23 protein-coding genes and 1 pseudogene are annotated in these 25,482 nt (G+C 61.6%); 10 read left to right on the top strand and 14 right to left on the bottom strand.

What is annotated here, in order from left to right; all coding sequences use genetic code 11:
• Positions 1-7 precede the first annotated feature (7 nt).
• From ACTM82_RS02540 to ACTM82_RS02530, 3 genes are all read right to left on the bottom strand, one after another.
• Positions 8-643 carry a histidine phosphatase family protein gene (locus ACTM82_RS02540; RefSeq protein WP_441048236.1) on the bottom strand — a complete coding sequence of 212 codons (636 nt, stop codon included), beginning with the start codon at positions 641-643 and terminating at the stop codon, positions 8-10.
• Between the two features lie 17 nt (positions 644-660).
• Positions 661-1,203 (bottom strand): histidine phosphatase family protein, encoded by a 543-nt coding sequence (locus tag ACTM82_RS02535; RefSeq protein ID WP_441054082.1) that lies wholly within the window; start codon positions 1,201-1,203, stop codon positions 661-663.
• 80 nt (positions 1,204-1,283) lie between these two features.
• Entirely contained in the window at positions 1,284-1,955 is a 672-nt protein-coding gene (locus tag ACTM82_RS02530; RefSeq protein ID WP_441054084.1) for a nitroreductase family protein, read from the bottom strand.
• Positions 1,956-2,188: 233 nt separating this feature from the next.
• Between ACTM82_RS02530 and ACTM82_RS02525 the strand changes: the two genes are divergently transcribed.
• Together ACTM82_RS02525 and ACTM82_RS02520 are read left to right on the top strand one after the other, a co-directional pair.
• Positions 2,189-2,791 carry an HdeD family acid-resistance protein gene (locus tag ACTM82_RS02525; protein WP_118099399.1) on the top strand — a complete coding sequence of 201 codons (603 nt, stop codon included), beginning with the start codon at positions 2,189-2,191 and terminating at the stop codon, positions 2,789-2,791.
• The gene (locus ACTM82_RS02520) at positions 2,792-3,274 is read left to right on the top strand and encodes a YaiI/YqxD family protein (RefSeq protein ID WP_154515742.1); all 483 of its coding nucleotides are present in this window, start codon (positions 2,792-2,794) and stop codon (positions 3,272-3,274) included.
• 132 nt (positions 3,275-3,406) lie between these two features.
• On the opposite strand, the gene ACTM82_RS02515 is transcribed toward ACTM82_RS02520, so the two are convergent.
• A complete protein-coding gene (locus ACTM82_RS02515; RefSeq protein ID WP_441054086.1) occupies positions 3,407-4,489 on the bottom strand; it encodes a putative manganese transporter in 1,083 nt (360 codons plus the stop codon).
• 171 nt (positions 4,490-4,660) lie between these two features.
• Between ACTM82_RS02515 and ACTM82_RS02510 the strand changes: the two genes are divergently transcribed.
• The 5 genes from ACTM82_RS02510 to ACTM82_RS02490 all read left to right on the top strand — a co-directional run bounded on the left by ACTM82_RS02510 (position 4,661) and on the right by ACTM82_RS02490 (position 10,373).
• Entirely contained in the window at positions 4,661-5,629 is a 969-nt protein-coding gene (locus ACTM82_RS02510; protein WP_441054088.1) for a 3'-5' exonuclease, read from the top strand.
• A 429-nt stretch (positions 5,630-6,058) separates the two neighbouring features.
• Positions 6,059-7,258 (top strand): hypothetical protein, encoded by a 1,200-nt coding sequence (locus ACTM82_RS02505; RefSeq protein WP_441054090.1) that lies wholly within the window; start codon positions 6,059-6,061, stop codon positions 7,256-7,258.
• 411 nt (positions 7,259-7,669) lie between these two features.
• Positions 7,670-8,038 (top strand): ArsR/SmtB family transcription factor, encoded by a 369-nt coding sequence (locus ACTM82_RS02500; RefSeq protein ID WP_427747430.1) that lies wholly within the window; start codon positions 7,670-7,672, stop codon positions 8,036-8,038.
• Between the two features lie 63 nt (positions 8,039-8,101).
• Positions 8,102-8,320 carry a cation transporter gene (locus tag ACTM82_RS02495; RefSeq protein ID WP_195363207.1) on the top strand — a complete coding sequence of 73 codons (219 nt, stop codon included), beginning with the start codon at positions 8,102-8,104 and terminating at the stop codon, positions 8,318-8,320.
• A 100-nt stretch (positions 8,321-8,420) separates the two neighbouring features.
• Positions 8,421-10,373 (top strand): heavy metal translocating P-type ATPase, encoded by a 1,953-nt coding sequence (locus tag ACTM82_RS02490; protein ID WP_441054092.1) that lies wholly within the window; start codon positions 8,421-8,423, stop codon positions 10,371-10,373.
• Positions 10,374-10,471: 98 nt separating this feature from the next.
• On the opposite strand, the gene ACTM82_RS02485 is transcribed toward ACTM82_RS02490, so the two are convergent.
• From ACTM82_RS02485 to ACTM82_RS02450, 8 genes are all read right to left on the bottom strand, one after another.
• Positions 10,472-11,242, bottom strand: a complete 771-nt coding sequence (locus ACTM82_RS02485; protein WP_441054094.1) for a Cof-type HAD-IIB family hydrolase — start codon at positions 11,240-11,242, stop codon at positions 10,472-10,474.
• Between the two features lie 6 nt (positions 11,243-11,248).
• Positions 11,249-13,108 carry an ABC-F family ATP-binding cassette domain-containing protein gene (locus tag ACTM82_RS02480; RefSeq protein WP_427794612.1) on the bottom strand — a complete coding sequence of 620 codons (1,860 nt, stop codon included), beginning with the start codon at positions 13,106-13,108 and terminating at the stop codon, positions 11,249-11,251.
• 297 nt (positions 13,109-13,405) lie between these two features.
• Complete coding sequence (pstB, locus tag ACTM82_RS02475) at positions 13,406-14,278, bottom strand: phosphate ABC transporter ATP-binding protein PstB (protein WP_441041962.1); 873 nt, start codon at positions 14,276-14,278, stop codon at positions 13,406-13,408.
• Positions 14,275-15,201, bottom strand: coding sequence for a phosphate ABC transporter permease PstA (gene pstA, locus ACTM82_RS02470; RefSeq protein ID WP_441054096.1), 927 nt, complete (start codon positions 15,199-15,201; stop codon positions 14,275-14,277). The genes pstB and pstA overlap by 4 nt, the downstream gene beginning before the upstream one ends.
• Positions 15,194-16,102: a phosphate ABC transporter permease subunit PstC gene (pstC, locus tag ACTM82_RS02465; RefSeq protein ID WP_427795762.1), complete on the bottom strand. Its 909-nt coding sequence runs from the start codon at positions 16,100-16,102 to the stop codon at positions 15,194-15,196. Before pstC ends, pstA begins: the two co-directional genes overlap by 8 nt.
• A 24-nt stretch (positions 16,103-16,126) precedes the next feature.
• Positions 16,127-17,062: a phosphate ABC transporter substrate-binding protein gene (locus ACTM82_RS02460; protein WP_441088507.1), complete on the bottom strand. Its 936-nt coding sequence runs from the start codon at positions 17,060-17,062 to the stop codon at positions 16,127-16,129.
• 293 nt (positions 17,063-17,355) lie between these two features.
• Positions 17,356-18,792, bottom strand: a complete 1,437-nt coding sequence (locus ACTM82_RS02455) for a M20 family metallopeptidase (RefSeq protein ID WP_441054101.1) — start codon at positions 18,790-18,792, stop codon at positions 17,356-17,358.
• A 54-nt stretch (positions 18,793-18,846) separates the two neighbouring features.
• Entirely contained in the window at positions 18,847-19,509 is a 663-nt protein-coding gene (locus tag ACTM82_RS02450; protein ID WP_441054103.1) for an HAD hydrolase-like protein, read from the bottom strand.
• A 158-nt stretch (positions 19,510-19,667) separates the two neighbouring features.
• On the opposite strand from ACTM82_RS02450, the gene ACTM82_RS02445 reads away from it, so the two are divergent.
• On the top strand, positions 19,668-20,528 hold the full coding sequence (locus ACTM82_RS02445; RefSeq protein WP_441054105.1) for a DegV family protein: 861 nt from the start codon (positions 19,668-19,670) through the stop codon (positions 20,526-20,528).
• A 168-nt stretch (positions 20,529-20,696) separates the two neighbouring features.
• Here the strand turns inward: ACTM82_RS02445 and ACTM82_RS02440 are convergent, their stop codons facing one another.
• Together ACTM82_RS02440 and tgt are read right to left on the bottom strand one after the other, a co-directional pair.
• Complete coding sequence (locus ACTM82_RS02440; protein ID WP_154515782.1) at positions 20,697-21,455, bottom strand: TIGR00730 family Rossman fold protein; 759 nt, start codon at positions 21,453-21,455, stop codon at positions 20,697-20,699.
• A 233-nt stretch (positions 21,456-21,688) separates the two neighbouring features.
• Positions 21,689-22,828, bottom strand: coding sequence for a tRNA guanosine(34) transglycosylase Tgt (gene tgt, locus ACTM82_RS02435; RefSeq protein WP_441041950.1), 1,140 nt, complete (start codon positions 22,826-22,828; stop codon positions 21,689-21,691).
• Positions 22,829-23,061: 233 nt separating this feature from the next.
• On the opposite strand from tgt, the gene ACTM82_RS02430 reads away from it, so the two are divergent.
• Complete coding sequence (locus tag ACTM82_RS02430) at positions 23,062-24,834, top strand: hypothetical protein (RefSeq protein ID WP_441054107.1); 1,773 nt, start codon at positions 23,062-23,064, stop codon at positions 24,832-24,834.
• Between the two features lie 321 nt (positions 24,835-25,155).
• Positions 25,156-25,482, top strand: a pseudogene (locus tag ACTM82_RS02425) (IS110 family transposase); the annotation flags it as partial.

Genomic DNA, 25,482 nt, shown 5'->3' with positions numbered 1-25,482 from the left:
ACCCGCGCTACCCACGCCGCGGGCCCGCTGCCGCCACGAGTGGCTCTAGCCCCAGCTCACGCGCGTAATCCTCCTGCGTAAAGACTTCGACCAGTTCAAACGTATCGGTTGCATCGTCAAACGCAAAATGCAGAACCGAGCAGTTGCCCGGCACGCGCTCGCGCTCGTCGGCCGCCGCTCCCCTAGAGTGGTCCAAAAACTCCTTGATGGCCGAGGCATGGCTCACCGCGAGCACGCACGAATGGTCCGGGCGTCGCATAAGATCGGTCAACGTCGTCACCATGCGCTCACGTACCTGCATCTGGCCCTCCCCGCCAAACTGACGATAAAAGTCACGCCACGGACGCTCGGGCATCAGCATCACGCGCTCGGCCTCAAAGTCGCCAAAGAACCACTCGCGCAGGCCATCCAGACGCTCGTAGGCAAGGCCCGGCCACAGGCTGGCGATAGTCTGCTCGGTGCGGTGCAGCGTCGAGGTGTAGGCGTGATCGGGCTCAACGCCACGCGCACGCAAGAACATACCGGCACGCGCCGCCTGCTCGCAGCCCAACTGCGTGAGCGGAGAATCGCTCCATCCCTGAATAATGCGTTTAAGGTTGAATATTGTCTGTCCATGACGGACCAGATACAAATCTTTGTTCATAGGGGTCCTTTCGTTCGTTACCAATCAAGGAGCGAAAACGCCCCGTCGCAATAGCCAAAATGAAGCACGGCACCGTTGTCGGGCTGCTCTCCCCCGCCGGTCACGCATCTAAGAAACTCCTGGCAGGCAGAGCCATGAGAGACCGCAAGCACACGATCGTGCTGCGGTCGGGCCATAATACGGGACAGCGCCGCGACCATGCGCGCCCGAAGCTCGCCTTCCGACTCGCCATCAAAGGCCACCGGATAATCGCCCCAGGGCTGCGGCGGCATATCGCGATTTGATGTGCCCTCCAGCGTGCCCAGGCGCCACTCGCGCAAATCATCGACCGGCTCTATGGGAAGATCCTCGCCAACGATCAGCTCGGCCGTGTGGCGCGCCCGACCCAACGGAGACGTATACGCGTGGTCAAAGGAGATGCCGCGCGCCTCAAACGCCGCGCGCGTCGCCAGTGCCTGCTCGCGCCCGCGCTCCGTGAGCGGCGAGTCTTGCCAGCCCTGCAGAATGTTCTGCACGTTAAGCTCGGTCTGCCCATGCCGAACCAAATACAGATCGGACACACGCCCTCCCCTCGCACCACCACAAAGGGGACAGGCACCTTTGTGGTGGTTTGCCGCCGGATCGCGCCGCAACGACGCAACTACACCAGCACGTCGGCAAGCGGACGCTTGGGCACGTGATGCACCTGCGCCTCGTCGCGCCAGTAATTAATAGAACCGTCGGGGTTGGAATCGATCGCGTCGATAACCTGGGTCTCGGCCGGCACGCCAAAAGCCATGATCAGCTTGAGCTCGTACTTGTCGTTATCGAGCCCCATCACATCGATCGCGCGGGGCGTAAAGGCCTTGAACATGCAAGCCGCCACCTCGGGCGTTGCGCTGCGCGCGGCGAGCATCATCGTCTGAGCCGCGATGCCCGTGTCGACCTCGGTGATAGGCGCGGCGGGTTTGCCGGGAACGGTGCGCTCGGCAAGAATTGCAATGTAGCCGGTCGGACGCTCGCCCTCGGCAGGACCCGGCCAGTCCTTGAGCGCCCCGGCCCATGCAAGCTCGTCAAACACGCGAGCGCAGTCCTCGGCACCGCTCACCACATGAAAACGCAAGCGCTGAGCATTGGCGCCACAGGGAGCCAGGTGCGCCAGCTCTGCCAGCTCGAGCAAAAACTCGCGCGGCACGCGCATGGACTCGTCAAAACGGCGGCATGTGCGGGCGCGACGGACCAGCGCATCAAACGCATCCAGGCCAAGCTTTTCGCAACCCTGCTTTGCCATCGACTCGACGCTCGACGGCACCACGGGAACTGCTTCGTTCATAGGGACCCCCAAAAAGCCAATTGTTCTTAGGAAAATCTAACCTAAAACGCAGGCAATAACGAACAGAGCTGCAATGTTCTACACCTGTTGAATAGAAAATCGCGACGTGGGGAACAACGGAAACAAATCGGGGCCTTTGGGTTACGTTTCGCCCTCCCCGGCCCATACGCCAGCGCCTTTAGGCGATACTGGTTGTAACGATCGCGGCTTACGCCGCACGGAAAGGAGGCCTCATGGGCATCTTTAAGAATGACGACCAGCAATCGAGTCTGTTTGGATTTGACGAGAAAAGCATGGCAGGCAAGGCGATTAAAGCCGTGCGCTGGATCTACGCCGCCACGGGTGTCATCGCGCTCATCGCCGGCATCGCGCTGCTGTTTGCACCCGCTAAGACCCTCGTCTTTTTGACGACCGTACTGGGCTTCTACTTTGTGATCACGGCTGGCGTCAGGCTGTTCACCGCCATTTTTGAGCCGCTGCTGCCCGCCGGCTGGCGCGTCACGAGCATCCTCGCCAACCTGCTCATCATCTTGGGCGGCGTGGTGATCCTGCGCAACCAGGCGCTTTCGACCGCGACGCTCAGCACGCTTGTGGTGGTCGTGGCCGGCTTTGGCTGGATTGTCGAGGGCATCATGTCGATTCTGGAGTCCGAGCTTTCTTCCAACCGCGCCCTCGCCATCCTGAGCGGCGCGCTCTCCATCATCGCCGGCGTGTTCGTGTTCATCTATCCGCTGTGGTCGGCAAAGATGCTCGTCATCTTTACCGGCGCTGCACTCCTGGTGTTTGGCGTGACGCTGGTTATTCGCGCTATCCGCTTTGGCAAGCTGGTGCACTAGATGCCGCGAACGCTGTTTATTGATGCCGACGCCTGCCCGGTCACGCGTGAGTCGATCGACTGCGCGCGACGGGCGGGTGTTGCCGTGGTTGTCGCCGGCAACAGCACGCAAAACCTGGAGCGGCACATTCGCCGTGACGACCCGCGCGATGCCGAGCACGCGCGACGTGGCTTTTGGGTCACAACGCTCGACGTGAGCGTAGGCGCCGATAGCGCCGACTTTGCCATTATCGAGCGTCTGCAGGCGGGCGACGTGGTCGTGACACAGGACATTGGCCTGGCCAGCATGGTGCTCGGTCGCGATGCCGCCGCCATCGGCGTGCGCGGGCGCGTGTACGACAAAGCCACCATCGATATGCAGCTGTTTATTCGTCACGAAGAAAAGAAGGTGCGCCGCGCCGGCGGTCGCACCCGTGGACCGGCAGCCTTCACCAGCGAAGACCGCGCCCGCTTTAAGCGCAACCTCACCGACCTGCTGCGCTAACCAAGGTAGATTTTTGGGACATGCCTAAAAATCTACCTTTTTGTTTTGGCGATTGGCGCGCATCCAACGCCGGTCATGGCGGTAGATGTTTGAGGCATGCCCCAGTTTTTACGGGATACCTCAAACATCTACTTAGAGGCCAAAAGCGGAAAGGATAAGGCCCCAGCCGGCGCCGATGACGTACATCATGACCAGGAACACGGCGTTTTCGCGGGCGCTGCGGTTGGTGCGGAACAGCACCAGGTAACCCACGCCGGCAGAAATGAGTGTACCGGCGAGCATCGGTGCCAGCTGCAGCGCGCCTTCCAGATACAGCTGCGTAATGGCCACGCTCGCCGAGCAGTTGGGAATGAGGCCGACAAGCGCCGAACCCAGGACGGCGAGCGTCTCGTTGCCGCGCAGGAACTGCTCGATCGCGGACTCGCCAAAGGTCTCGAGCACGGCGACCAGAATCAGCGTCACCAGGAAAATGAATACCGAAACCTGCACGGTGTGCGAAATCGCGCTGCGGATAATCGACAGGAAAGGCGCGCCTTTGTGTGAGTGGGAGTGACCGTGGTGGTGTTCGTGCTCGCCCTCGTGTCCGTGGTCGTGGCCATGTCCGTGGTCACGCTCGTCCTCGTCTTCATCACAACCGCAATGATCGCGCTCGCACAGCTCATGGATGTGGTCGGCGCTCACGCCCGCCTCGGCCACCTCGTCGATGATGTCACCGCCGCTGTGATCGTCATGTGCGCAGTTAACGTGCGCCGGATTGGCAGCGGTTCCCAACACGGTACGGCGGATCGCCGCATGAGCACGGGCGTTGCGACGCAGGCCGCGAATGGCGGCATCCACGATAAAGCCCGTGACCAGCGCGATCAGCGCCTTCGAAGCCAAAAGCATCGCCATAGTCTGCACGGGAACCTGCTCGGCAAGTAGCAGTGGCAGCATCTCGTCGGAGGTCGAGAGGAACACCGCCACCAAGGTGCCCAACGTCACGACGCGACCGGCGTACAGCGTTGCCGCCATCGCCGAAAAGCCACACTGCGGCACCATGCCCAGCAACGAGCCAACCACGGGGCCAGCGGCGCCGGCACGCTTGATGGCGCCGTTGACGCGATCGCCCGCCACATGCTCTAACGTCTCGAGGGCCAGATATGTCACCAACAAGAACGGCACCAGCGAGAGCGTGTCCTTGCCGGCGTCGAGCAAAATATCAATCAGCAAATCCATGGCGGATGGAACCTTTCGTGTCTTTCGGCAGCATTGTAAAAGTCCTAGCGGTCAACTAGGGTATTGTAGTTGTCCTAGGCGTGATGCCAATAGTTGCCTGTGGTAAACTATCATCTCGCCACATCTCAATGACCCCGAGCTGCACGACGCGGCCCGTCCAAGGAGCAGTATATGAACGTTTCGCAAGCACTCGAATACGAGCGCCAGCCGTTTATCCCCATGTTCATCTATGGCGATCACGCCGCCATGGAATCCGAGCGTCAAAAAGGCGAAGAGGCCCTCAAGGTGCTCGAGACCGAGTACTTTACCGCCGAGGGCGACCCTGGCTTCGACTTTGCCACCGTGCGCGACCTGGCCGACCGCAACCGCGACCTATGCGACCAGATTGGCGAGGCGCGCCTGCGCAACGTGACGCCCGCGACGCTTTCGCGCGGCCTGTCCGACGCCGATACCTGCGCCGCCATCGGCAAGATGCAAAAGCGCACCGCCGCGTCCGTCATGCGCGAGATCCGCGGCGACCGCGATGCGCTCGGCGTGGCGTACGCCCGCAAGCCCATCCAGGGCACGGTGCTCGGCATCGACATCGAGACCACCGGCCGCGCACCCGAGCGCGGCTACATCATCAACGTGGGCTGGGAGATCATGGAGCTCACCAGCGACGCCATCCCGCACGACGCCGAGGCACACTACTGCGGCCTGCCCGATATCTACCGCGGCGAAGATGTGCCGCTGTCGAATATCCATCACATCACCTGGGACGACATCGACGGCAAAACGCCCTTCCGCGAGAACAAGGAGCTGCAAAAGCAGCTGCTCAAGCTCATGAAGAAATACCCGTACATGGCGCACAACGCCGCCTTTGAGGACAGCTGGTTCAAGATCCATCTGGACGGCTATGCCGAGGCGCGCCGAGCCGGCAAGATTATCGTCATCGACTCGCGCCAGATCTGCCGCAGCCTGGACGCCGACGTGCGCTCGCTCCCCCGCGAATCCGCGCCCGCCGCGCTCGAGAACTGGGCACGCCGTCGCGGCACCCTCGCGCCCGACGCCAACGAGCAGCACCTGGGCCTCGACGACACCGACCTCATGCTCCGCACGGTGCAGGCCGAGTTCAACCTCAAGAACCTGTTTGCCAAGTAGATTGCCAAGCAGAGGCGCCATTCGCGAGCAATACTTGCCGGACCATAGCGCCCCGCGCAAAAGCGACACGCCGAGGCGCCCCTCTCAAGCGACGCAATACGGGCCGATGTCCAAGCGGATATCGGCCTGTTTTTCGCGCCGTACAACGCGGCCCTCCAGTCCCCGATGTCTAGCCGCCGCATAACCAAGAACTTCATCTGCGCATGTTCAAGCCAAATTGCACATTTTTGTTGACGCCGCCTTTGCATCAAAACGATGCTGATCAGCATCAGTTGTGGAGGTCTGCGTAGCCAGCGAGCTGCGACAATGCTCCAAATATCATCTTTCTCCATCATTGACGTCAAGCGCTTGGACAGCTTTTGTTATGCCGCGACATTTTGCCTTGGCGTTCATTGCGAACCCCGCCGCCTGGTCTGCCATGCTATCTGTATGAGTATCGTACTTTCACATAACACGGCAAAAGCGGTCTACCAAGCCGCATACTCGGTATCCGCAATTGGCACCGAGCCCTGCAGCCCTGCCAAGATCTACGGGGCGCGCCCCAGCAAGGAGCTGCTCGACTCTGCCGCCGACTGGCTCGCCAGGCACAACGTCGCTCTGGATAACGATGCCCCGCTCGATACAACGGTGTTCGAGCGCGCAAACGTGCGCAGCATGACGGGCTGCAAGTGCCACGTATCATCCAAGCGATTCGCGGGCTCGCGCTTTATCAAGCTTGCCGACGACATCTATATTGTCGGCGTCGAACTCTGTGCGCTTCAGGCCGCAACCTATCTTCCCTTTCGAGAACTTGTGGAGTACTACTTCGAACTGTGTGGCGCCTATTCCCTTGGGCACGATGCCTCGACATCCTATACCGAGCGCTTCGCGCTCACCTCGACTTCGAGCCTTAAACATTTCTTTAACTCCCTCATCGACTGCAAGGGCCTCGAACTTGCCCGAAAAGCCATCCAATGCGTGCGGGACGGATGCCGATCGCCGATGGAAACGGCGTTTGTCATGATGCTCACGCTACCCAGGCGCGAGGGCGGTCTTGGCATTAGCGAGATCGAGACCGACTACGAAGTAAAGGTCACAGCTGCTGCAAAGAATCTCACGCGGCGCGAAAAGTTCTATATGGATGCATATCTCACGCGGTCCCGAACCGACATCGAATACAACGGATTTCAGCACGATGCCGAAGAAGACCGCGCCATTGACGAAGAGCGCAAGAACGCGCTGGCGTCCATGGGCTACGGAATCATTACCGTCAGTCGCTATTCCTTTATGCACGCCAGCGCCTTCGCCAGGGTTATGGAGGCAATCCAGCGAAAGGAGGGCATTCGCCCATCGCGCCTGCCCAAAGATTTCGCAACCAAGCAAGAAGAGCTGCGACAATTTGTGCTCAGGAGATTTATCGAGGAAAAGAAGCGTATTGAGGAGCTCCTCCGTCAAGACGCAGCGCAGGGTAATGCACTTGAGCTCGAGCGCGCAGTGCTCGAGGGCATCTCGCTGGACGACCCGACGATCAACAATGTCCCGGCCATCGACGACATGCAAGTCATCGAGCTGGATTGCCCGGAGTTCGCCCAAACAAGCACCTCCACACCCGAAGGCAGGGTGTACGGGGCCAGAACAGAGGCGGACTGACAGGGTGGGTACCCCGGCGACGTGCAAAAACGGGAGTTTTCAGCAGAGCCGAGTATCCGAGGGCGGCCGAATTGCCCCATTTTGCACCGAAGCCGCTGTTTTCGATGTAAGTTAGGCAACAGCTGGGGAATATCTATTGCCATTTGCACTCCAGTAAAGCCCTGTGGCGGCAAACGACGCCGTATCATGCAATAAATAACCCCTCGTCGATGCTGAAAACTCCCCTTTTTGCACGTCGCTAGGGTACCCACGTTGGCATCGGCGGCCTTATCAGCACCAACCAATGCCCTTAGCCGCCTCTGGGGCCAATCGACAGCAAAAAATTTTGCAAATTATATTGACATATGAACATGCGCTCATATACTCGGAAGTAAGTTATATGAGCACATGTTCATATGAAAGGATATTGCAATGAGCGAACACGCCGATGAAATAAGGACCGACATCGACACCGCCATCGTGCCCGACATCCCCACCACTTGCTCGCCCGAGGACCTTCCCGACGAGGAGCTGCTGTACGACCTTGCCGACTTGTTCAAGGTTTTCAGCGACACCACGCGTATCAAGATCCTCTACGCTCTCATGGGCCGCGAACTCTGCGTGGCAGACATCGCCGAGGCGACTGCGACCTCGCAGTCCGCGGTGTCGCACCAGCTGCGCACGCTCAAACAGTCGCACCTGGTTAAATTCCGGCGCGACGGGCGCAATATCCTCTACTCGCTCGCCGACGATCATGTCTACACCATGCTTAACCAAGGCATGAGCCACATCTGCGAATAGCGACCAACCACGGTACCAGCGCGGTCTGCACCCAAGCCGCAAATACAGGGAAAGGAACCCATCATGAAAAAGCAGTTCAAGCTCGACGAGATCGACTGCGCCAACTGCGCGCGTAAGCTTCAGGACGAACTCGCCAAGCTCGAGGGCGTCAAATCCGTTTCGGTCAACTTTATGACCCAGAAGCTGACGCTTGAGGCCGACGACGCTGAGTTCGACGAGGTCCTTGATCGCGTCGTGGAGTTCACCGCCGACGCTGAGCCGGACTGCGAGATCATTCTCTAGCCTGCGCATACGCTGATACGCAAGGCCGCGCTTGCCGCGGCCTTTGCTCGCGAAATTACATGAGCGAGTGTTCATACATTCAAATGGAAGGATACGAGTCATGGCAACCGCCGACCCCAAGAAGAAAAAGAAGAAGCGCAAGAAAAAAGAGTCACTCGAGCATAAACGCAACCGCATCCTGGTAGCGCTGGGTATTTTTGTCGTGGTGTACGCCCTCGATGAGCTCGGCGCCCTCACCGCCGCATTCGGCACCCCAGGCAACATCTACGCCAGCTTTGTGCTGTTCCTCGTGCCGTTTTTGATTGCCGGATACGACGTACTGCAAAAGGCATTCAATAACATCCGCCGCGGCAAGGCGTTCGACGAGAGCTTTCTCATGGCCGTCGCGACCATCGGCGCGTTTGCGACGGTGCTCTTCCCCGATACCGACCCGCACATGGCCGAAGGCGCCGCCGTTATGCTGTTCTACCAGGTCGGCGAGCTGTTCCAGGCATACGCCGTGGGCAAGAGCCGCAAATCGATCAGCGCCATGATGGACATCGCGCCCGATTACGCCAACGTTGAGCAGGCTGACGGCACGCTCGAGCAGGTCTTTCCCGATGACATCGCCGTCGGCACCGTCATTGTCATCAAGCCCGGCGAGCGCGTGCCCATCGACGGCGTTATCGTCGAGGGCGTAACCCAGCTCGACACCGCCGCCCTCACCGGCGAGTCAGTCCCCCGTACCGCCAAGACCGGCGACGATATCATCAGCGGCTGCATCAACATGACGGGTCTTATCCGCGTGCGCACCACCAAACCCTTTGGCGAGTCCACCGTCGCGCGCGTCCTGGAGCTCGTGGAGAATGCCAGCGAAAAGAAAGCACGCACCGAAAACTTCATCACACGGTTCGCCCGCGTCTACACGCCCGCCGTCACCGGCGCGGCAGCGGTGCTCGCGCTCGGCGGCGGCCTGGTGACCGGTGCTTGGTCCGATTGGATCCTACGCGGCCTGACCTTCCTCGTCGTCAGCTGCCCGTGCGCACTCGTAATTAGCGTGCCACTGAGCTTCTTTGGCGGCATCGGCGGCGCGTCCAAGCTGGGAGTTCTCATCAAGGGCTCCAACTACCTCGAGGCGCTCGCCGATGTGGATACCGTCGTCTTCGACAAAACCGGCACGCTCACCAACGGCACGTTCTCGGTCGTCGCGGTGCACCCCGAGGGCGGCTATACCGAGCAATCGCTGCTTGAAGTCGCAGCCCTCGCCGAGTCGTTCTCCGACCACCCCATCGCGCAGTCGGTGCGCGCCGCCTTCCAGGGTCAACTCGACCCCAAGCGTGTATGCGAATCCGCCAACGACGCGGGCCATGGCGTGACGGCGAACATCGACGGCAGGCACGTCGTCGTCGGCAACGCCAAGATGCTCGCCGCGTCCGGCGTTGAAACACCGGACTGTGAGGTCGTCGGCACTATCCTCCATGTGCTGGTCGATGACGTCTATGCCGGTCACATCGTAATTGCCGACACCGTCAAGGCCGATGCCGAGCAAACGATTCGCGAGCTGCACGCCGCCGGCGTCAAGCGCACCGTCATGCTCACGGGAGACCGCGAGGAAGTGGCCGCCGCCGTGGCCAATCAGCTGGGAGTCGATGAGTTCCACGCGCAGCTTCTGCCAGGTGACAAGGTCGAGCGCGTCGAGGCATTGCTGACGACCGAATCGGGCAAGGGCAAGCTCGCCTTTGTGGGCGACGGTATCAACGATGCGCCCGTGCTCACCCGTGCCGATGTGGGCATTGCCATGGGCGCCATGGGCTCCGACGCCGCGATTGAGGCCGCCGACGTTGTACTCATGGACGACAAGCCGTCCAACATTTCCCGCGCGATCCGCGTGGCTCGCAAGACCATGACGATTGTTCGGCAGAACATCATCTTTGCACTGGGCATTAAGTTGCTGATTCTGGTGCTCGCGGCGCTTGGCATTGCCAACATGTGGCTCGCCGTGTTCGGCGACGTGGGCGTGGCGATCATCGCCATCCTGAACGCCATGCGCGCGATGGGTGTCAAGAACCTGTAGCATGCGTGGCTGTCCGGCCGGGCGACGCGGCACACAACGCGCAAGGGGCGTCCCCAACTGCCGGCAGAAAAGGAACGTCCCCAAGTGCCGAGCCGCAGCTATAGCAGCCCAAAGTGCTTTACGGCGTTGTAAATTCCGTCGTCGTCCACGGCGGTCGTCACGTAGCTCGCCGCAGCCTTTACCGTGTCTTGCGCGTTGCCCATGGCCACGCTCGTACCCACGGAGGCAAACATCGACAGGTCGTTCTCGCCATCGCCAAAGGCGATCGCCTCGCTCGCGTCGATGCCCAGGCGCTCCAGCGTCGCCGCCACGCCCAGGTCTTTACCGCCGTTGGCCGGAATAATGTCGCAGAACAGGTCGCACCAGCGCGTGGTGAGCGAATGCGACACGGCATCGGTCACGATATGCTCGTCGGCAGGATCCACAAAGGCGCAAAACTGGTAAACCGGCGCATCGAAGGCATGCTCAAACGGCTCCTCGTGGTAGACGATTCCCGCGTTGTTACCGGCCGTCACCACGCGCTCGGACAGGCGGTTCACAAACGAGTTCTCGCCCTGCATGCACAGCGAGTCGTAGCGCCCCTCGGCCACCTGGTCCACAATCACCGCAACGTCCTCCGGATCAATCGGACAGCTGCGGTAGACGCCCTCGGCATCAAAGCAGTGCTGGCCCGAAAGCGTAATGTACGCATCCCAACCCAAGTCGAACAGCCAATCGGGCATCTGGTAGGTCGGGCGACCCGTGGCGATCACGCACGTAATCCCCTGCTCGTGAAAGCTGTCGAGCACTTGCTGCGCCGACGCCGGAATCCGGTGCGTCTTAAAGCTCAGTAGCGTGCCGTCGATATCGAAAAACGCGGCTTTGATCATCCTCGTCTACTCCTCGCCCTCGAGCTTCTCGCTCGCCTCGAGCCACGCCATCTCCAGCTCGTCCATAGCGGCGTGAGCCTCGTCGATCTTTGCCTGCTGCTCGCCCAGCGCCGTGTAGTTGGTGGGGTCGACCTGAGCCATCGCGGCCTCGGCCTCCTCCACGCGAGCGCGCTGCGTCTCCATCTTGCGCTCGAGCGAGCTCACCTCGCGGCGGAGCTTCTGGCGCTCGGCGTTGGAAAGGCCATTGGGCTGACCGCTCGCCTTGGGCTTTTCGGCCGCAGCTGCCGCGGCACCGGTGTCAAACGTGCCGGTCTTGGCGCTCGGCGCACCCACGGGCTCGCCCTCGGCGGTGGCGTTGCACAGGCGCAGGTACTGGTCGACGCCGCCGGGCATGTGCGTCAGGTGGCCGTCGAGCAGCGCCCACTGCTGGTCGGTCACGCGCTCCATCAAAAAGCGGTCATGCGTTACCAGAATCAACGTGCCGGGCCAACCATCGAGCAGGTCCTCGACAATCGCCAGCATGTCGGTATCCAGGTCGTTGCCGGGCTCGTCCAGGATGAGCACATTGGGCTCGTCCAGGATCGTCAGCAGCAGCGACAGGCGACGGCGCTGTCCGCCCGAAAGATCGCCGATACGACTCCAGAGCTGCTGCGTCGTAAAGCCCAGACGCTCGCAGAGCTTCTCGGGCGAGGTCTCCTTGCCATCGATAACGTAGTACTTCTTGTAGTTGCTGAGCACCTCGCGGATCGTGTCGCCCATGTAGGGCTCGAGCTCCTCGAGCTGCTGCGACAGCACGCCAAAGCGCACCGTCTGGCCAATCTTCACGCGGCCGCGCAGGGGCGCGATCTTGCCCTGAATCACATCGAGCAGTGTGGACTTGCCGGCGCCGTTCTCGCCCAAAAGACCATAGCGGTCGCCCGCACCAATGAGCCAGGTCACGTCGGAGAGCACTTGCTTGGGCGCGCCGTCGGTATCGGCATAGCCGGCGTCCACGTCGACCACGTCGATAACCTGCTTGCCCAGGCGGCTCACGGCGAGGCGCTTGAGCTCCAGCTCGTCGCGCACGGGCGGTACGTCGGCGATGAGCTCGCGAGCGGCCTCCACACGAAACTTGGGCTTGGTGGAGCGCGCCTGTGCGCCGCGGCTCAGCCACGCGAGCTCCTTGCGCGCCATGTTGCGACGGCGCTCCTCGGTAACGGCGGCCATGCGGTCGCGCTCTACGCGCTGAAGGATGTAGGCCGAGTAGCCGCCCTCGAAGGGGTCGACCTGGCCGTCGTGGACCTCCCACATGCTGGTGCAGACCTCGTCCAAGAACCAGCGGTCGTGCGTGACCACGAGCATCGCGCCCTGACCGCGCTGCCAGCGGGCCTTTAAGTGACGCGCGAGCCAGTTGATGGTGCGCATGTCCAGATGGTTGGTGGGCTCGTCGAGCATGAGCACGTCGTAGTCGCCGATCAGCAGGCGCGCGAGGTCCACGCGGCGGCGCTGACCGCCCGAAAGCTCGCCCACCGTGCCCTCCCAGGGCACATCGCTAATAAGGCCAGCCAGAATCTGGCGCGTACGCGGGCTCGAGGCCCATTCGTACTCGGGCGTGTCGCCGACGACGGCATGATGCACGGTGTCGGTATCGACCAGGTTGTCCTTTTGGCCGAGCAAACCAATCGTCGTGTCGCGGCGATGCGTCACGCGGCCGTCGTCGGGCTCCAGTGTGCCGGCGAGCACACTCAGCAGCGTCGACTTGCCGTCGCCGTTTTTACCGACGATGCCAATGCGGTCACCCTCGTCCACGCCGAGCGTCACGCTATCGAAAATATGCTTGGTGGGAAACTCTAGGCTGACGGAATCGCATCCCAAAAGAATCGCCATATGCCCTGCTCCTTCGTAGAAATTCAACGTTGTCCATGATAGCAGCGAGCCCCGCCCCAAAACCTACCAAAAAGGGACAGGTTTATTTTGGCAGGTTTTATCTGGTCAAACGTCAGAGCAGTCCAAGGGCACTCCGTGGTAAAACGTTAAACCTGCCAAAATAAACCTGTCCCTTTTTGGTAGGTCGACGGCCGCACACGACACAAAAAGGCGGGCTATCTCCCGCAAGAGATGACCCGCCTCTCCAATCAGTCCCGCGGCAACCATGGCCGCCGCGGGCCTCAAGCATGTCCCGGACTAGGAGAACATGCCGGTGAGGTAATCATTCAGCCGCTTATCCTTGGGCCGTTGGAAAATCTCGTCGGTCTCGTCGTACTCGACCATATCGCCCATGTAGAAAAACGCCGTGCGGTTGGACACGCGCGACGCCTGCTCCATGTTGTGCGTCACGATGACGATGGCGCGGTCGGCAACAATCGATGACATCAGGTCCTCGATTGCCAGCGTCGAGATGGGGTCGAGCGCCGAGCAGGGCTCGTCAAACAGAATCACATCGGGATTGAGCGCCAGCGTGCGCGCAATGCACAGGCGTTGCTGCTGGCCGCCCGAAAGCGCGTAGGCGCTCTTGTCGAGCTTGTCCTTGACCTCGTCCCACAGCGCCGCGCCGCGCAGGCTTTCCTCTACCATGCGATCGAGCTCGTCGCGGTCAGTAATGCCGTGGCGTTTGGGCGCAAACGTGATGTTGTCGCGAATGGACTTGCGGAAAGGGTTGGGCTGCTGAAACACCATGCCAATGGAGCGACGCAGCTCGTAGGTGTTCTCGGTCTTGGTGTTCACGTTGCGCCCGCGGTAGTTGATCTCGCCCTCCACGCGGCAGCCGCGAATCTCGCGATTCATAAGGTTGAGGCTGCGCAAAAAGGTCGACTTACCGCAGCCCGAAGGCCCGATGAGCGCCGTGATCTCGCCCTTGTGAAAGTCGAGCGACGTATCGTGCAGCGCATGGTGGTCGCCATAGTACACGTTGACGTCCTTGGTGGAAAGCACGACCTCGTCGCTCACGGCTTTGCCGCTTACGCGCACGCGCTTCTCGCTCTCCCCCACGCTCGACAAAAAGTCCTGGGTCTCGGACGCGGCCACCTCGGTTGCGGGCGTTTCATTTATCTCGCTCATTCGGCCGTCATCCTCCTTGCCAGTTGCTTGCCCACGATACGGGCGACTACGTTAAACAGCAGCACGCAGATCATCAGCAGTGCCGCGGTGCCCCAAACAATCTGCTGGGCCTCGGGGCTGCCCTCGCCGTAGATCTTATAGATGTGCACGGCGAGCGACTCACCGGGGCGGAACACGTTCCAGGCGCAAGTGGGACTCGACAGGTTAAAGCTCAAGAAGTTCAGGCGAACCGGCGAGCTCATGCCCGAGGTAAAGAGCAGCGCCGCGGCCTCGCCAAACACGCGGCCGGCCGAAAGCACGATACCGGTCACGATGGCGGGCATGGCCTCGGGGATCAGGATGTGCAGCGTGGCCTCCCAGCGGGTGAGGCCCATGGCCAGGCACGCATCGCGCTGGGCCTGCGGCACGTCCTCGAGCGCCTGCTGGATCACGCGCACCAGGATGGGGATGTTGAACATGGTGAGCGCGACGGCGCCGGAGATGATGGAGTACTTCCAGCCCAGCTGCACCGAGAAGACCAGAAAGCCGAACATGCCGACGACGATGGAAGGCAGCGAGGACAGCGTCTCGATGGCGGTGGAGGCGATGTCGCGGATGGGGCCGTCCGGCGCGTACTCAACCAGGAAGACCGCGCCGCCCAAGCTGATGGGCACCGAGATACCTAGGGTGATCAGCAGCAGATAGAACGAGTCGAACAGCTGGTAGAGCACGCCGCCCTCGGTTCCGTTGGCGCGCGCGGGCTGCGTGAGAAATCCCGACTGGAACAGCGTCGAGATGCCCTCGAGCAGAATATAGGCCACCATGGAGACGACGATGAGCATGACGATGGCGACGATTGCCGTCAGCACGCCCGTGGCGATGCGGTCCTGCTTTTGGACGCGCCTGAGTCTCGCCTCGTCGATATGAATGCGCGTGCTAGCCACGAGCCTTCGCCCCCTTGCGGCCGATAAGGTGGATGATCAGGATAAAGATGAGGCTCATGCCCATCAGCAGCAGACCGAGCGCCCACAGGACGTCGTCTTGGGCCGAGCCCTCGGCATAGACCGCCATGGACGTGGTGAGCGTGGTGGTGATGGTGGACGCCGGCGACAGCAGCGACGTCGGCATGGCCTCGATACCGCCGATAACCATGCGCACGGCGAGCGTCTCGCCAAAGGCGCGGGTCATGCCAAGGATGACCGCGGTCATGAGCGACGGCATGGCGGATTTGAGTACCACGTGCCAGATGGTCTGCCAGCGGGTGTAGCCCAGCGCGAGCGAACCCTGACGGTAGCTATCGGGCACGGCACGCAGGCCATCGACCGAAAGGGTGGTCATCGTCGGCAAGATCATGACGGCCAGCACAATGGCGCCGGGCAAGATGCCCAGGCCCGTGCTCACGTGGAAAACGCTCTTCATAAGACCGACGACCACGTGAAAGCCGACCAGACCAAAGACGACCGAGGGAATGCCGGTCAAAAGCTCAATAAGCGGCTGAAACACCTTGGAGCCAAACTTAGGGCTAATCTCGACCGCAAAGATGGCAGAACCGATGGCGATGGGCAGCGCGATAAGCGTGGAGAGCACCATGACCGCAAACGAGGTGACGATCAGGGGCAGGGCGCCGGTATAGGGCAGGCCGTTTTTGGCCGTGTTGGCCAGGTCCCACTTGGTGCCGGTAAAGAACTCGACGACCGAAACGCCGTCCTTGAGAAAAGCCGAGAGGCCCTTTTGGGCGACCATAAAGATGAGCGCGGCAACGACAAGCGTCACGAGCGCTACGCACGCGCCCGTGACGCCCAGGCCCACGTTCTCAAGGTCGCGCTTTGGCAGCTGTTTTGCCATTGCAAACCTTTCCGGGGCGATTACTTATTTAGCGGAGACCTTGCCGCTGGCGTCCTTGACGACCTTCATGGCAGAGACAGGGATAAAGCCCTGCTCCTCGACAAGTTTGCCCTGGACGTCGTCGGAAAGCATGAACTCCAAGAAGGCCTTGGTGGCATCGTCGGCGTCCTTTGCGCAGTACATGTGCTCGGTCGCCCAGATCTTAAAGGAGTCGTCAGTGACGTTTGCGCTCTTGGGCTCCACGCCCTCAACCTTGATGGCGTTGAACTTGGAGTCGTCGAAGTGCGAGAAGTCGAGGTAGGAGATGGCGTTGTCGGTGCTGGCCATCTGAGTCTGGACGTCGCCGGACTTGTCGAGCTCGGCGTCGCCCTTAAAGTCGACGACCTCGTCACCAAAGACGGCGGCCTCGAAGGTGGCGCGGGTGCCGGAGCCGGCCTTGCGGTTGAGAACGACGATGGTGGCGTCGTCGCCGCCGACCTCCTTCCAGTTGGTGATCTGGCCGGAGAAGATGCCCTTGAGCTGCTCGAGGGACAAGTCGTCGACCTTCACGCTCTTGGAGACGACGGGGCCCATGCCCACGACGGCGACCTCGTGGTCGACGAGGTTCTTGACCTGGTCGGCCTCGAGCTTGGTCTCGGCGAAGACGTCGGAGTTACCGATGGTGACGGTACCGGCGGCAACAGCGGTCAGGCCCTTGCCCGAACCGTTGCCCGAGCCAGAGACGGAGACGTCCGGGTTGGCGTCCATGAACTTCTCGGCAGCGGCCTCGACGAGAGCCTGGAACGAGGAGGCGCCGTCGTAGGTCACCTCGCCGGAGACGGACTCGGCAGCGGCGCTGCCCTTGTCGGCGGCGTTGGAAGCGCCTGCGCCGCCGCAGCCAACGAGGCCGAGGCCCACGAAGCTGGCAAGACCACCAGCGAGGCCGAGGAACTGACGACGAGAATAAGCCTGATCGAGCATAATCTTCCTTTCATACATGCGACTCGCGGGCACCCTGCCCGCTTTGCTGTTTGGAAAGATACGGCCTCGATCGGGCGGTGCCCGCGCCAACTGCGGATTCTTACGGGCATTTGATAGACCCTTACCGCGAGCGCGACTCGGCTTTACAAACGAATAACAAACCCGCCCCCAAGCATGGCCCGCCTTTTACACCAATAAAAACAAAGTTGCGGTGAAATAGTTCCTGCTTGGCCATCAAATGGCCCATTCTAGGAACTATTCCATCGCAACTTAGATTAGGAAACCGCGTAACCTTAAAGCTCTAATTCATTCAAACGGAGGATCGCAACAATATAGATCTTGAGCGCCTGCTTGAGCTGTTCCTCGTTGGCGCACTCGTTGGGGCCGTGCATCTGGCCGCCCCATGCGGGCAGCTCCAGGCCGGTTTCCTCGGGGCCAAACGACACGGCGCGGGCAAAGTTGCGCGCGTACGTGCCGCCGCCCATGGCAAAGGGCTCGGCATGCTTGCCCGTAAACTCGTTATAGGTATCAATAAGCGCCTTCACGGCCGGATCGTCGGCGGACACCGAGAACGGTACCTTTGCACGACCCACACGGCACGTCACGCCAAAGCGGCCCACGAGCGGCTCGAGCTGCTCGCAGATGGTATCGGCGCTCGTGCTGTCGGGGAAACGTACGTCGATGACCTGCTCAATATGGCCATCCATCACACGGATAACACCGGGGTTGCACGTGAGCGGGCCAAACGCCGGGCTCGTCGCGTCGATACCCAGGCCGTGGCCATAGGCATCCGCATGTGCAAAGGTCAGAAACTTGACAAACTCGTGCTCGGCGGGCGTCAGCAGGCACTCGTCGCGTGCACCAAACGCGTCCTCGGCCTCGCGCAGATACGCCACGATGAGGCCGACGGCATTGATCGTTCCCTCGGGCATCGAAGCGTGACCGCCAATACCGTGGGCGAAAATCTGCGCATGCCCGTTATCGAGCGCCGTGATCTCCAGGCGGTCGGCGTTCTCAACGGGCGCCGGCAGCTCATCGGCGGCAATTGCGAGCTCGCAGATAGACTGCGACGGAATGGCGTTGCTCGCCTCGGCACCGCTCCACGATACGATGCGCCCGTCGTCGATCTTGGAGCTCACAAACGTCGCCCCAAACTGGCCCTTCTCGGCATTGCAGACCGGGAACTCGGCATCGGGCGTAAACAAAAAGTCGGGGTCTGCGTGGTTCTCCAGATAATGGTGAACGTCGGACATGCCCACTTCCTCATCGCAGCCCAGTAGCGCGCGGAAGGTATAGCGCGGCACAATGCCGTGCTTGATCAGGTAGGCACCGGCGTAGAGCGACAACACGGCCGGGCCCTTGTCGTCGATCACGCCACGACCGAGCAGCCAGCCCTCGCGGCGCTCCATCGCAAACGGGTCGGTGTTCCAACCGGGACCGGCGGGCACCACATCCACATGGCAGATGGTCGCAAGCTGCTTATCGCCGCGGCCGGGAATGTCGGCGATGCCCACATAGCCCTCGTCGTCGCTCGTCTGGTAGCCGAGCTTTTGCGCAATGCCGAGCGCACAATCGAGCGCATCACGGACCGGGCGGCCAAACGGCGCACCAGGCTCCGCATGGGCAGCAACGGCCACGGACGGATAGCTCACCAGCTGCTCGATATCGGCAACGACATCTTCCCAGATCTCGTCGACATACTCGGTAACGCTCTGCTCCACCTGATTCATGGACGACCTCCTTACCAATGAGCGACGGCCACACCCGCCCCTCGCATAACGTCATTAGATGGCGAAAAGTTTAGCAAGCTCGGCCACCGAGTGCACCGCTGCATCGGCGCCCGCCGCCTCGTGCTCGCCCGGCACCGCCGCGCCCGAATAGATGCCAATGCACGGCACGCCCATTGCGTGCGCGCCCTCCACATCGTTAAAGCGGTCGCCGATCATCACGGCATCGTCCGCCGTCGCGCCGAGCGCCGCCAGGGCATCGCGAACCGAATCGGCCTTGGTCTCGCGCCCCTGCGGCGGATTCATACCGACCACCGCCTCAAACTGCGAAAGCCCCAGCTCGCCCACCATGTCGATGCACTTTGCCTCCATGCGCGACGTCGCCACGGCCAAGTGATGCCCCTGGGCGGCCAGGCCATCGAGCAGTTCGGGAATTCCATCGAACACGGGGTACTCTTCCGGTCCCAGCTCATCAAAAAAGGCACGGTACTCGTCGGCCACCACAAGCGACTCCTCGCGCGAGAAGCCGTAGAAGTCGTGGAAGCTCTTCCACAACGGAGGCCCGATCATGCGGCGCAGGTCACCCATCTGCGCCTCAGAAAACCCGCGCGCAGCCAGCGCTTTACGCGTCGAGGTCATCACCGCCCGGCCCGTATCGGCCACCGTGCCGTCAAAATCAAACAGCACGACCGGCCGCTTGCATATCTCCAGCGCCTCCATCGACATCCCTCTTCCCCCCAGTTGACGATTTCCACACCGAAACTTCAACCTGTTGACTATTCAACAATTGAACCTAGCAATGTGGAGCGACTCTACTATACTTGTCGCACTTTGCTCTCAGAAGGCGGCGCGCAAGCGCCCCAACGAAAGGTGCAATTATGTCTTTTGCCATCATAACCGACTCCACGTCGGACATCTCCCCCGCCCGCGCCCAAGAGCTCGGCATTTACGTGATTCCGCTTCATGTGATTATCGAAGGCGAAGACCTGCTCGACCAGGTGCAGATTACCGCCGAGGAATACGTCGCCCGCATGGCCGGATCCGGGCAGCTGCCGCACACCTCGCAGCCAAGCGCCGGCGAGTTCAAGGCACTCTTTGACCGCGTGCGCGCCGACGGCCACGATGGCGCCATTTTTATCTCGCTGTGCAGTGAGTGGTCCGCCTCCTATGCCAACGCCAGCCTGACGGCCGAAGCGCACGAGCTCGACGTGCGCTGCGTCGATTCGCGCACCGGCTCGGGTGCCGAGGGCCTGCTGGTGGAGTACGCGCTGGCCATGCGTGAGGACGGCCGCAGCCTGGACGAGACCGAAGCGCAGATCCGCACGACGCTGCCCGACGCCCATCTGCTGCTGATTCCCCGCACGCTCGAGAACCTCGTTAAGAACGGCCGCGCGCCCAAGCTCGCCGGCCAGCTCACGCAGATGCTCAATATTCGCCTGGCCGTTTCGCCGGAGTGGAAATCGGGCGAGATCAAGGCGATCAAAAAGGGTCGTGGCGCCAAGCGCATCGTCACCAACACCATGGCAGATTGCCTCGCATTTTTGGCCGAGCACCCGGGCTCCAGCGTACGTGTGCTCACGACCGGCGCCGCCGAGGAGCAGGAGCTCGTCAACCAAGCGCTCGCAGGCCAGAACTACGTAGACGCCGGCACCGGCCCCATCGGCTGCACCATCGCCACCCACGTAGGCGTCGACGCCATCGCCATCAGCTACTGTCCCCGCTACCAGCCCATCCACTAGGGGCACCTTTACCACTTGCGGTGGAATAGGGACTGTTTTTGGCTTATCAACCGCAAATCAATCCCTATTCCACCGCAACTTGGAAGCAGTTCATTTGGGACGGGGCCAAAAAGACTGATATCAAACGTTTCAGACCAGTCTTTTTAGCCCCGTCCCATTTTACCTACCCTACATCAGCCCGCTCAGGACAATATCGACGGCCTCGTTGAGGTCATCGGTGATGTGGACGAGGTCTGGATCGAGTGGGCTGATCATGCCGGCATCCATCACCGGGCCGTTGAGCCAGTCGAATAGGCCCTGCCAGTATTCGCTGCCCACCAAAACAAGCGGCATGCGCTTGACCTTGTGCGTCTGCACCAGCGTGAGCACCTCAAACATCTCGTCGAGCGTACCAAAACCACCGGGAAACACGATGGCGCCCGAGCTGTATTTGACAAACATGGTCTTGCGCACAAAGAAGTAACGGAAGTCCATGCCGAGGTTCACGTATTTGTTGAGCCCATGCTCGTGCGGAAGCTCAATACCCAAGCCGACCGACTTGCCGTTGGCGCTCGCCGCTCCCCTGTTGGCCGCCTCCATAATGCCAGGACCACCGCCGGTGATAACCGCCACGCCGCGCTGCGCGATCTTGCGGCCGACCGTGCGCGCCGCCTTGTAGAGCGGATCGGTCTTGGGCGTGCGGGCACTGCCGAAGATGGTCACCGCGGGCCCGAGCTCGGCAAGCGCGCCGAAGCCATCGACAAACTCGGCCTGAATGCGCAGCACACGCCACGGGTCGGCGTGCAACCAGTCAGTCGAGTCCTCGGGCGCCAGCAGGTTGGCGTAGGTGTTGTCCTTAGGAATCATAGGGCCGCGCATAACCACGGGGCCGCGTCGGTACGTCTCGTCGTAAGCCGGCTCGCCCTCGACGTTCTCATTCTTAATCATGGGATACTCCTATCGAAAATAGAAACGGGCGGGGTCGACGCCATGCGTCAAACACCCGCCCGAACATCAACCATTCGGTATGGTACCCACGATGCATCAAGCGCTTGCAAGGCATCGGTCAGAGGTCGTGCAACCGATGCCGACGCATGCGATGCCCGGCGCCGGCTACGCACGGTCGATTGGCACGTAGCCTCGACACCGCGCGAGCGCCCCCGTAAGCGCACCCGCAGCTCTTAGTAATCCACTGCCGCGGGGCTGTTCATCCAGTCGCTCACGAACGCACCGTAGTGGCCCTCGATAATGGCCTGGCGGGCACGCTGCATAAGGTTGAGCAGGTAGTAGATGTTGTGCATCGAAAGCAAAATGCCGCCGAGCATCTCCTTCTGCGTGACCATGTGGCGAATGAGCGCACGGCTGTAACCGCCCGTGCACACCGGGCAGGTACAGGTGGGATCGATGGGGCCGTCGTCGTGCGCAAAGCGGGCATTGCGGAAGTTAAGGCGACCCTCGCTCGAAAACGCCGTCCCCATGCGGCCGGTGCGCGTCGGCAGCACGCAGTCGAACATGTCGATGCCCACGCCTACACCACGCACGAGCGTCGTCGGGTTGCCGACGCCCATCAGGTAGCGCGGCTTATGTTTGGGCATGTACTCGCTCGCGAGCGGTGCCAGCGTCTCAAACATGGTCTCGTGGTCCTCGCCCACCGAGTAGCCGCCAATGCCGTAACCGGGGAAGTCACCGCACTCCTCCAGATGGCGCAGCGAACGCAGGCGCAGGTCCAGATGCATGCCACCCTGAACGATGCCAAAGAGCGCCTGGTCGTCGCGGGTATGAGCTTTATAGCAGCGCTCGGCCCACATGCTCGACAGCTCAACGGCGCGCTCAACGTAGGCGCGCGTGGCGGGATAGCCCGGGCACTGGTCGAGCTGCATGCAGATGTCGGAGCCGAGCTTCATGGCGATTTCCATGTTGTCCTCGGGCGTCCAGAACACGTGGCGGCCGTCGTAGTCGTTGACGATAAAGCGCACGCCCTCGTCGGTGAGCTTGACGGCGTCGTTGTGGCTGAACACCTGGAAACCGCCGGAATCAGTGAGGATGGGGCCATGCCAGTTCATAAACTTGTGCAGGCCACCCAACTCGGCGATGGTGTCCTCGCCGGGGCGCATGGACAGGTGATAGGTATTGGCGAGCACGATCTGGGCGCCGAGCTGCTTGACGGTCTCGGTAGGGATGCCCTTGACGTTTGCCTTGGTGCCCACGGGCATAAAGATCGGCGTCTCGATGTCGCCGTGCGGAGTGTGCAGCACGCCGGCACGCGCATGCGTCGTCGGATCCTCGGCGATCAGGTCGAATTTAAATAGGCTCTGGTCCATAAACTGGAACTCCTTGGTTGCGGTTCATACGCAAACCATTATAAAGACCGCGGCAGGTGAACGGCATAACGTCTTTCGGAGAAGGAAATGTCAAGCGCAAACTGAATAGAGCGGCCAAATTTTTGCTATCCAAGCGAGCCATCGAACACGTTTTGAAACTTTGCTGCGGCGCGCGGGATGCCGGCGCGAGACTTTATCATAGGGTGACAATCAACGATGAGGAGCACATGCCTATGACAGACGAGCTGGACCCCCAGACTCAGCAGCATATTGATGATTCCGCAGACGCCGTCGACGACTGCAGCACTCCTACCTGCGTCGCCGCTTCCGTCGATGCATCCGCCGAAGATGCGCACGCCGGTGCGGATAAGGCAACAGACACAGGCGATACTGTCGAGCATGACGAAGGCGAGCAACCGGAGTCGAACGACGCCGAGCCCGACGCGGACCCCGCGCCACAGGCGGCAGGCCCCATCGAGATATCTTCGGAAGAAGAGCTCGATGCCGTCATGGACTCCATGATGGATGCCGTCAAAGCGATGAAAGACGCCGTGGCCGACGCCGATGTGGACGCCGAAGAAGAGAAGGCCGCCGAGGCCGCATCGACCTTCGTGCCTGGCGAGACCCCCGTTGCCGACCAAGGCAGCACCGTACCTTCGTTCTTACAGCTCGAGCACCCTACAATTGGCGCAGATGCAGTTGACCCGCACACTGCCGGATTTTCCGTGATCGAGGGTGGCACCGGCAATATCGCCACGTCGCAGGCGCCCGATGCGGGTACGGCCGACGCCGGTCACCCGACCGCTCCACACGCCCCTGCAGCCAGCCGCGATCTGGGAACCGCCGTCTCAAATACAGCAAACGCCGTAGGCACTTTTATCGCCCAGGGCGCCTCTGCCATGCGCGAGATGAACGCCGCAAAGAAGGCGCTCGCGGACGCTCGTGCCCACCTGGCCGAACTTGATCAGCGCATCGCCGATCAAGGCGAGGAGCTCGAGACGCGCCAGGATATCGCAGGGCGTTACGACCAGATTGTCGCCGACCAGCGCCAGGCAATCGCCACGGCTCAAAAGACCGCTGCGGCGGCAGAAATCGGCCGCGATACCCATGCCGCCAAGACAACAGAGCTCAAAGCGCAGCTCGAACAAATAAAAGAAGAGGACGACGCCACCGAGCGGCGTCTCAAAGCCGCACTCGATGCCGTCGAAGCGCGCGAAGCCAGCTCGCGCGAGACCGGTAACCGCCTCGTACGACGTCTCGAGGATTCCAAGCGCATCCGCGACAAGGTACAGGCCGAGCGCGACGCCGGCATTGCGGCCGCACAACAAACCGTCAACGCCACGCGCGCCCAGCTCGAGACGCTGCGTCACGAGTATGCCGAGCTGCAGCGCAATCCCTCGGCAAATCCTGCCAACTATACGGTGCGCACCAGCGAGCTTTCGATGCAGATCTCCGACACGGCTGATGCCCTGCGTAAAGCCGAGGAAGATGTCCCGCGCATCACCGCCGATCTTGAGCACTCGCTCGCAGCCGCCGAGCACGCCGTCGAGCAGGCGCAAGCCCCCATCGCCGACGCCAAGCGCGCCCATCAGGCCGTGACGGCCGAGGCCGATGCCGCGCGCGACGAGCTGCAGACCGCAAAGGCGGCCGCTGCAACGCGCCAGCGCGAATTACGCGAGAAGATCGTCACCGAGGACAAAGCGCGTCAAGAGCAAGAGCAGGCTATCGCCAATGCCCAGGCGGACGTCGCGCATGCGCAGTCGATCATCGAGCAGGCGACCGAGGTGCACAACCACCCCGAGATCACCGAATCGCTCGCGGGCTCCCTGGCTCGCGATAAGGACGAGCGTGCCGAAACCGAGCGCGAAGTGGCTCAGCTCGAAGCCGCCGAGAACGACGTGCGCGAGCGCACCCGTGACTCACGCGTTAAATTCACCGGCGCAATCGTCTGCATTGTCACCGTAATCCTCGTGATCGTCCTAATCTGGCTGTTCGCGAGCAAGTAAACCAGCTGCCAAAAAACACTCACCGCAACGTTTTGATTGGTGCAAAGGGGCCAGGCAACTTTGCACCAACTTGGTGCATATAAAACAGTCCCCATTGCACCAACAACGTTTGCCCAGATAAAACCTGCCAAAATAAACCTGTCCCTTTTTGGCAGGTTGAACCACGGCAACGCCAATGTTTTGGCGAAGTCAGACACTATGACCCAATCCGAGGGCACTAAAAAGATAGGAGCCCCCGCTCGTGACCGCGGGTCGGGGCTGCGACAATGATGTTGAAGTGCCATAGGCGCAGCCGCGCCGCAACGAGGTTGGGAGGCTCCCATGCCAAAGTATTCTACCGCGTTCGGGATGGACGTCCACCTGAGGTCGACCACCGTCTGCGCCCTCGACGCGGACACCGGCGAGGCCGTGACGAGGAGGTTCCCCGGCAACCCCTGGGGCGAGATCGCCGGGTGGATGGATGGGTTCCCCGGGCCGTCGCTCGCGGCCTACGAGAGCGGCTACCTCGGCTTCGCCCCGCAAAGGGAGCTCGCCGGGCTCGGCGTCGAGTGCGTCGTCGCCGCGGTCTCGAAGATCCCCAGGTCGGCCGCCGACTCGGCCTCCAAGAACGACAGGAACGACGCCGCCAGGATGGCCAAGGCGATACTC

The organism is Collinsella sp. HCP3S3_E5, from assembly GCF_052067635.1.
In the GTDB taxonomy this organism is placed as follows: domain Bacteria; phylum Actinomycetota; class Coriobacteriia; order Coriobacteriales; family Coriobacteriaceae; genus Collinsella.
This window is presented reverse-complemented; position numbering and strand designations above follow the sequence as displayed.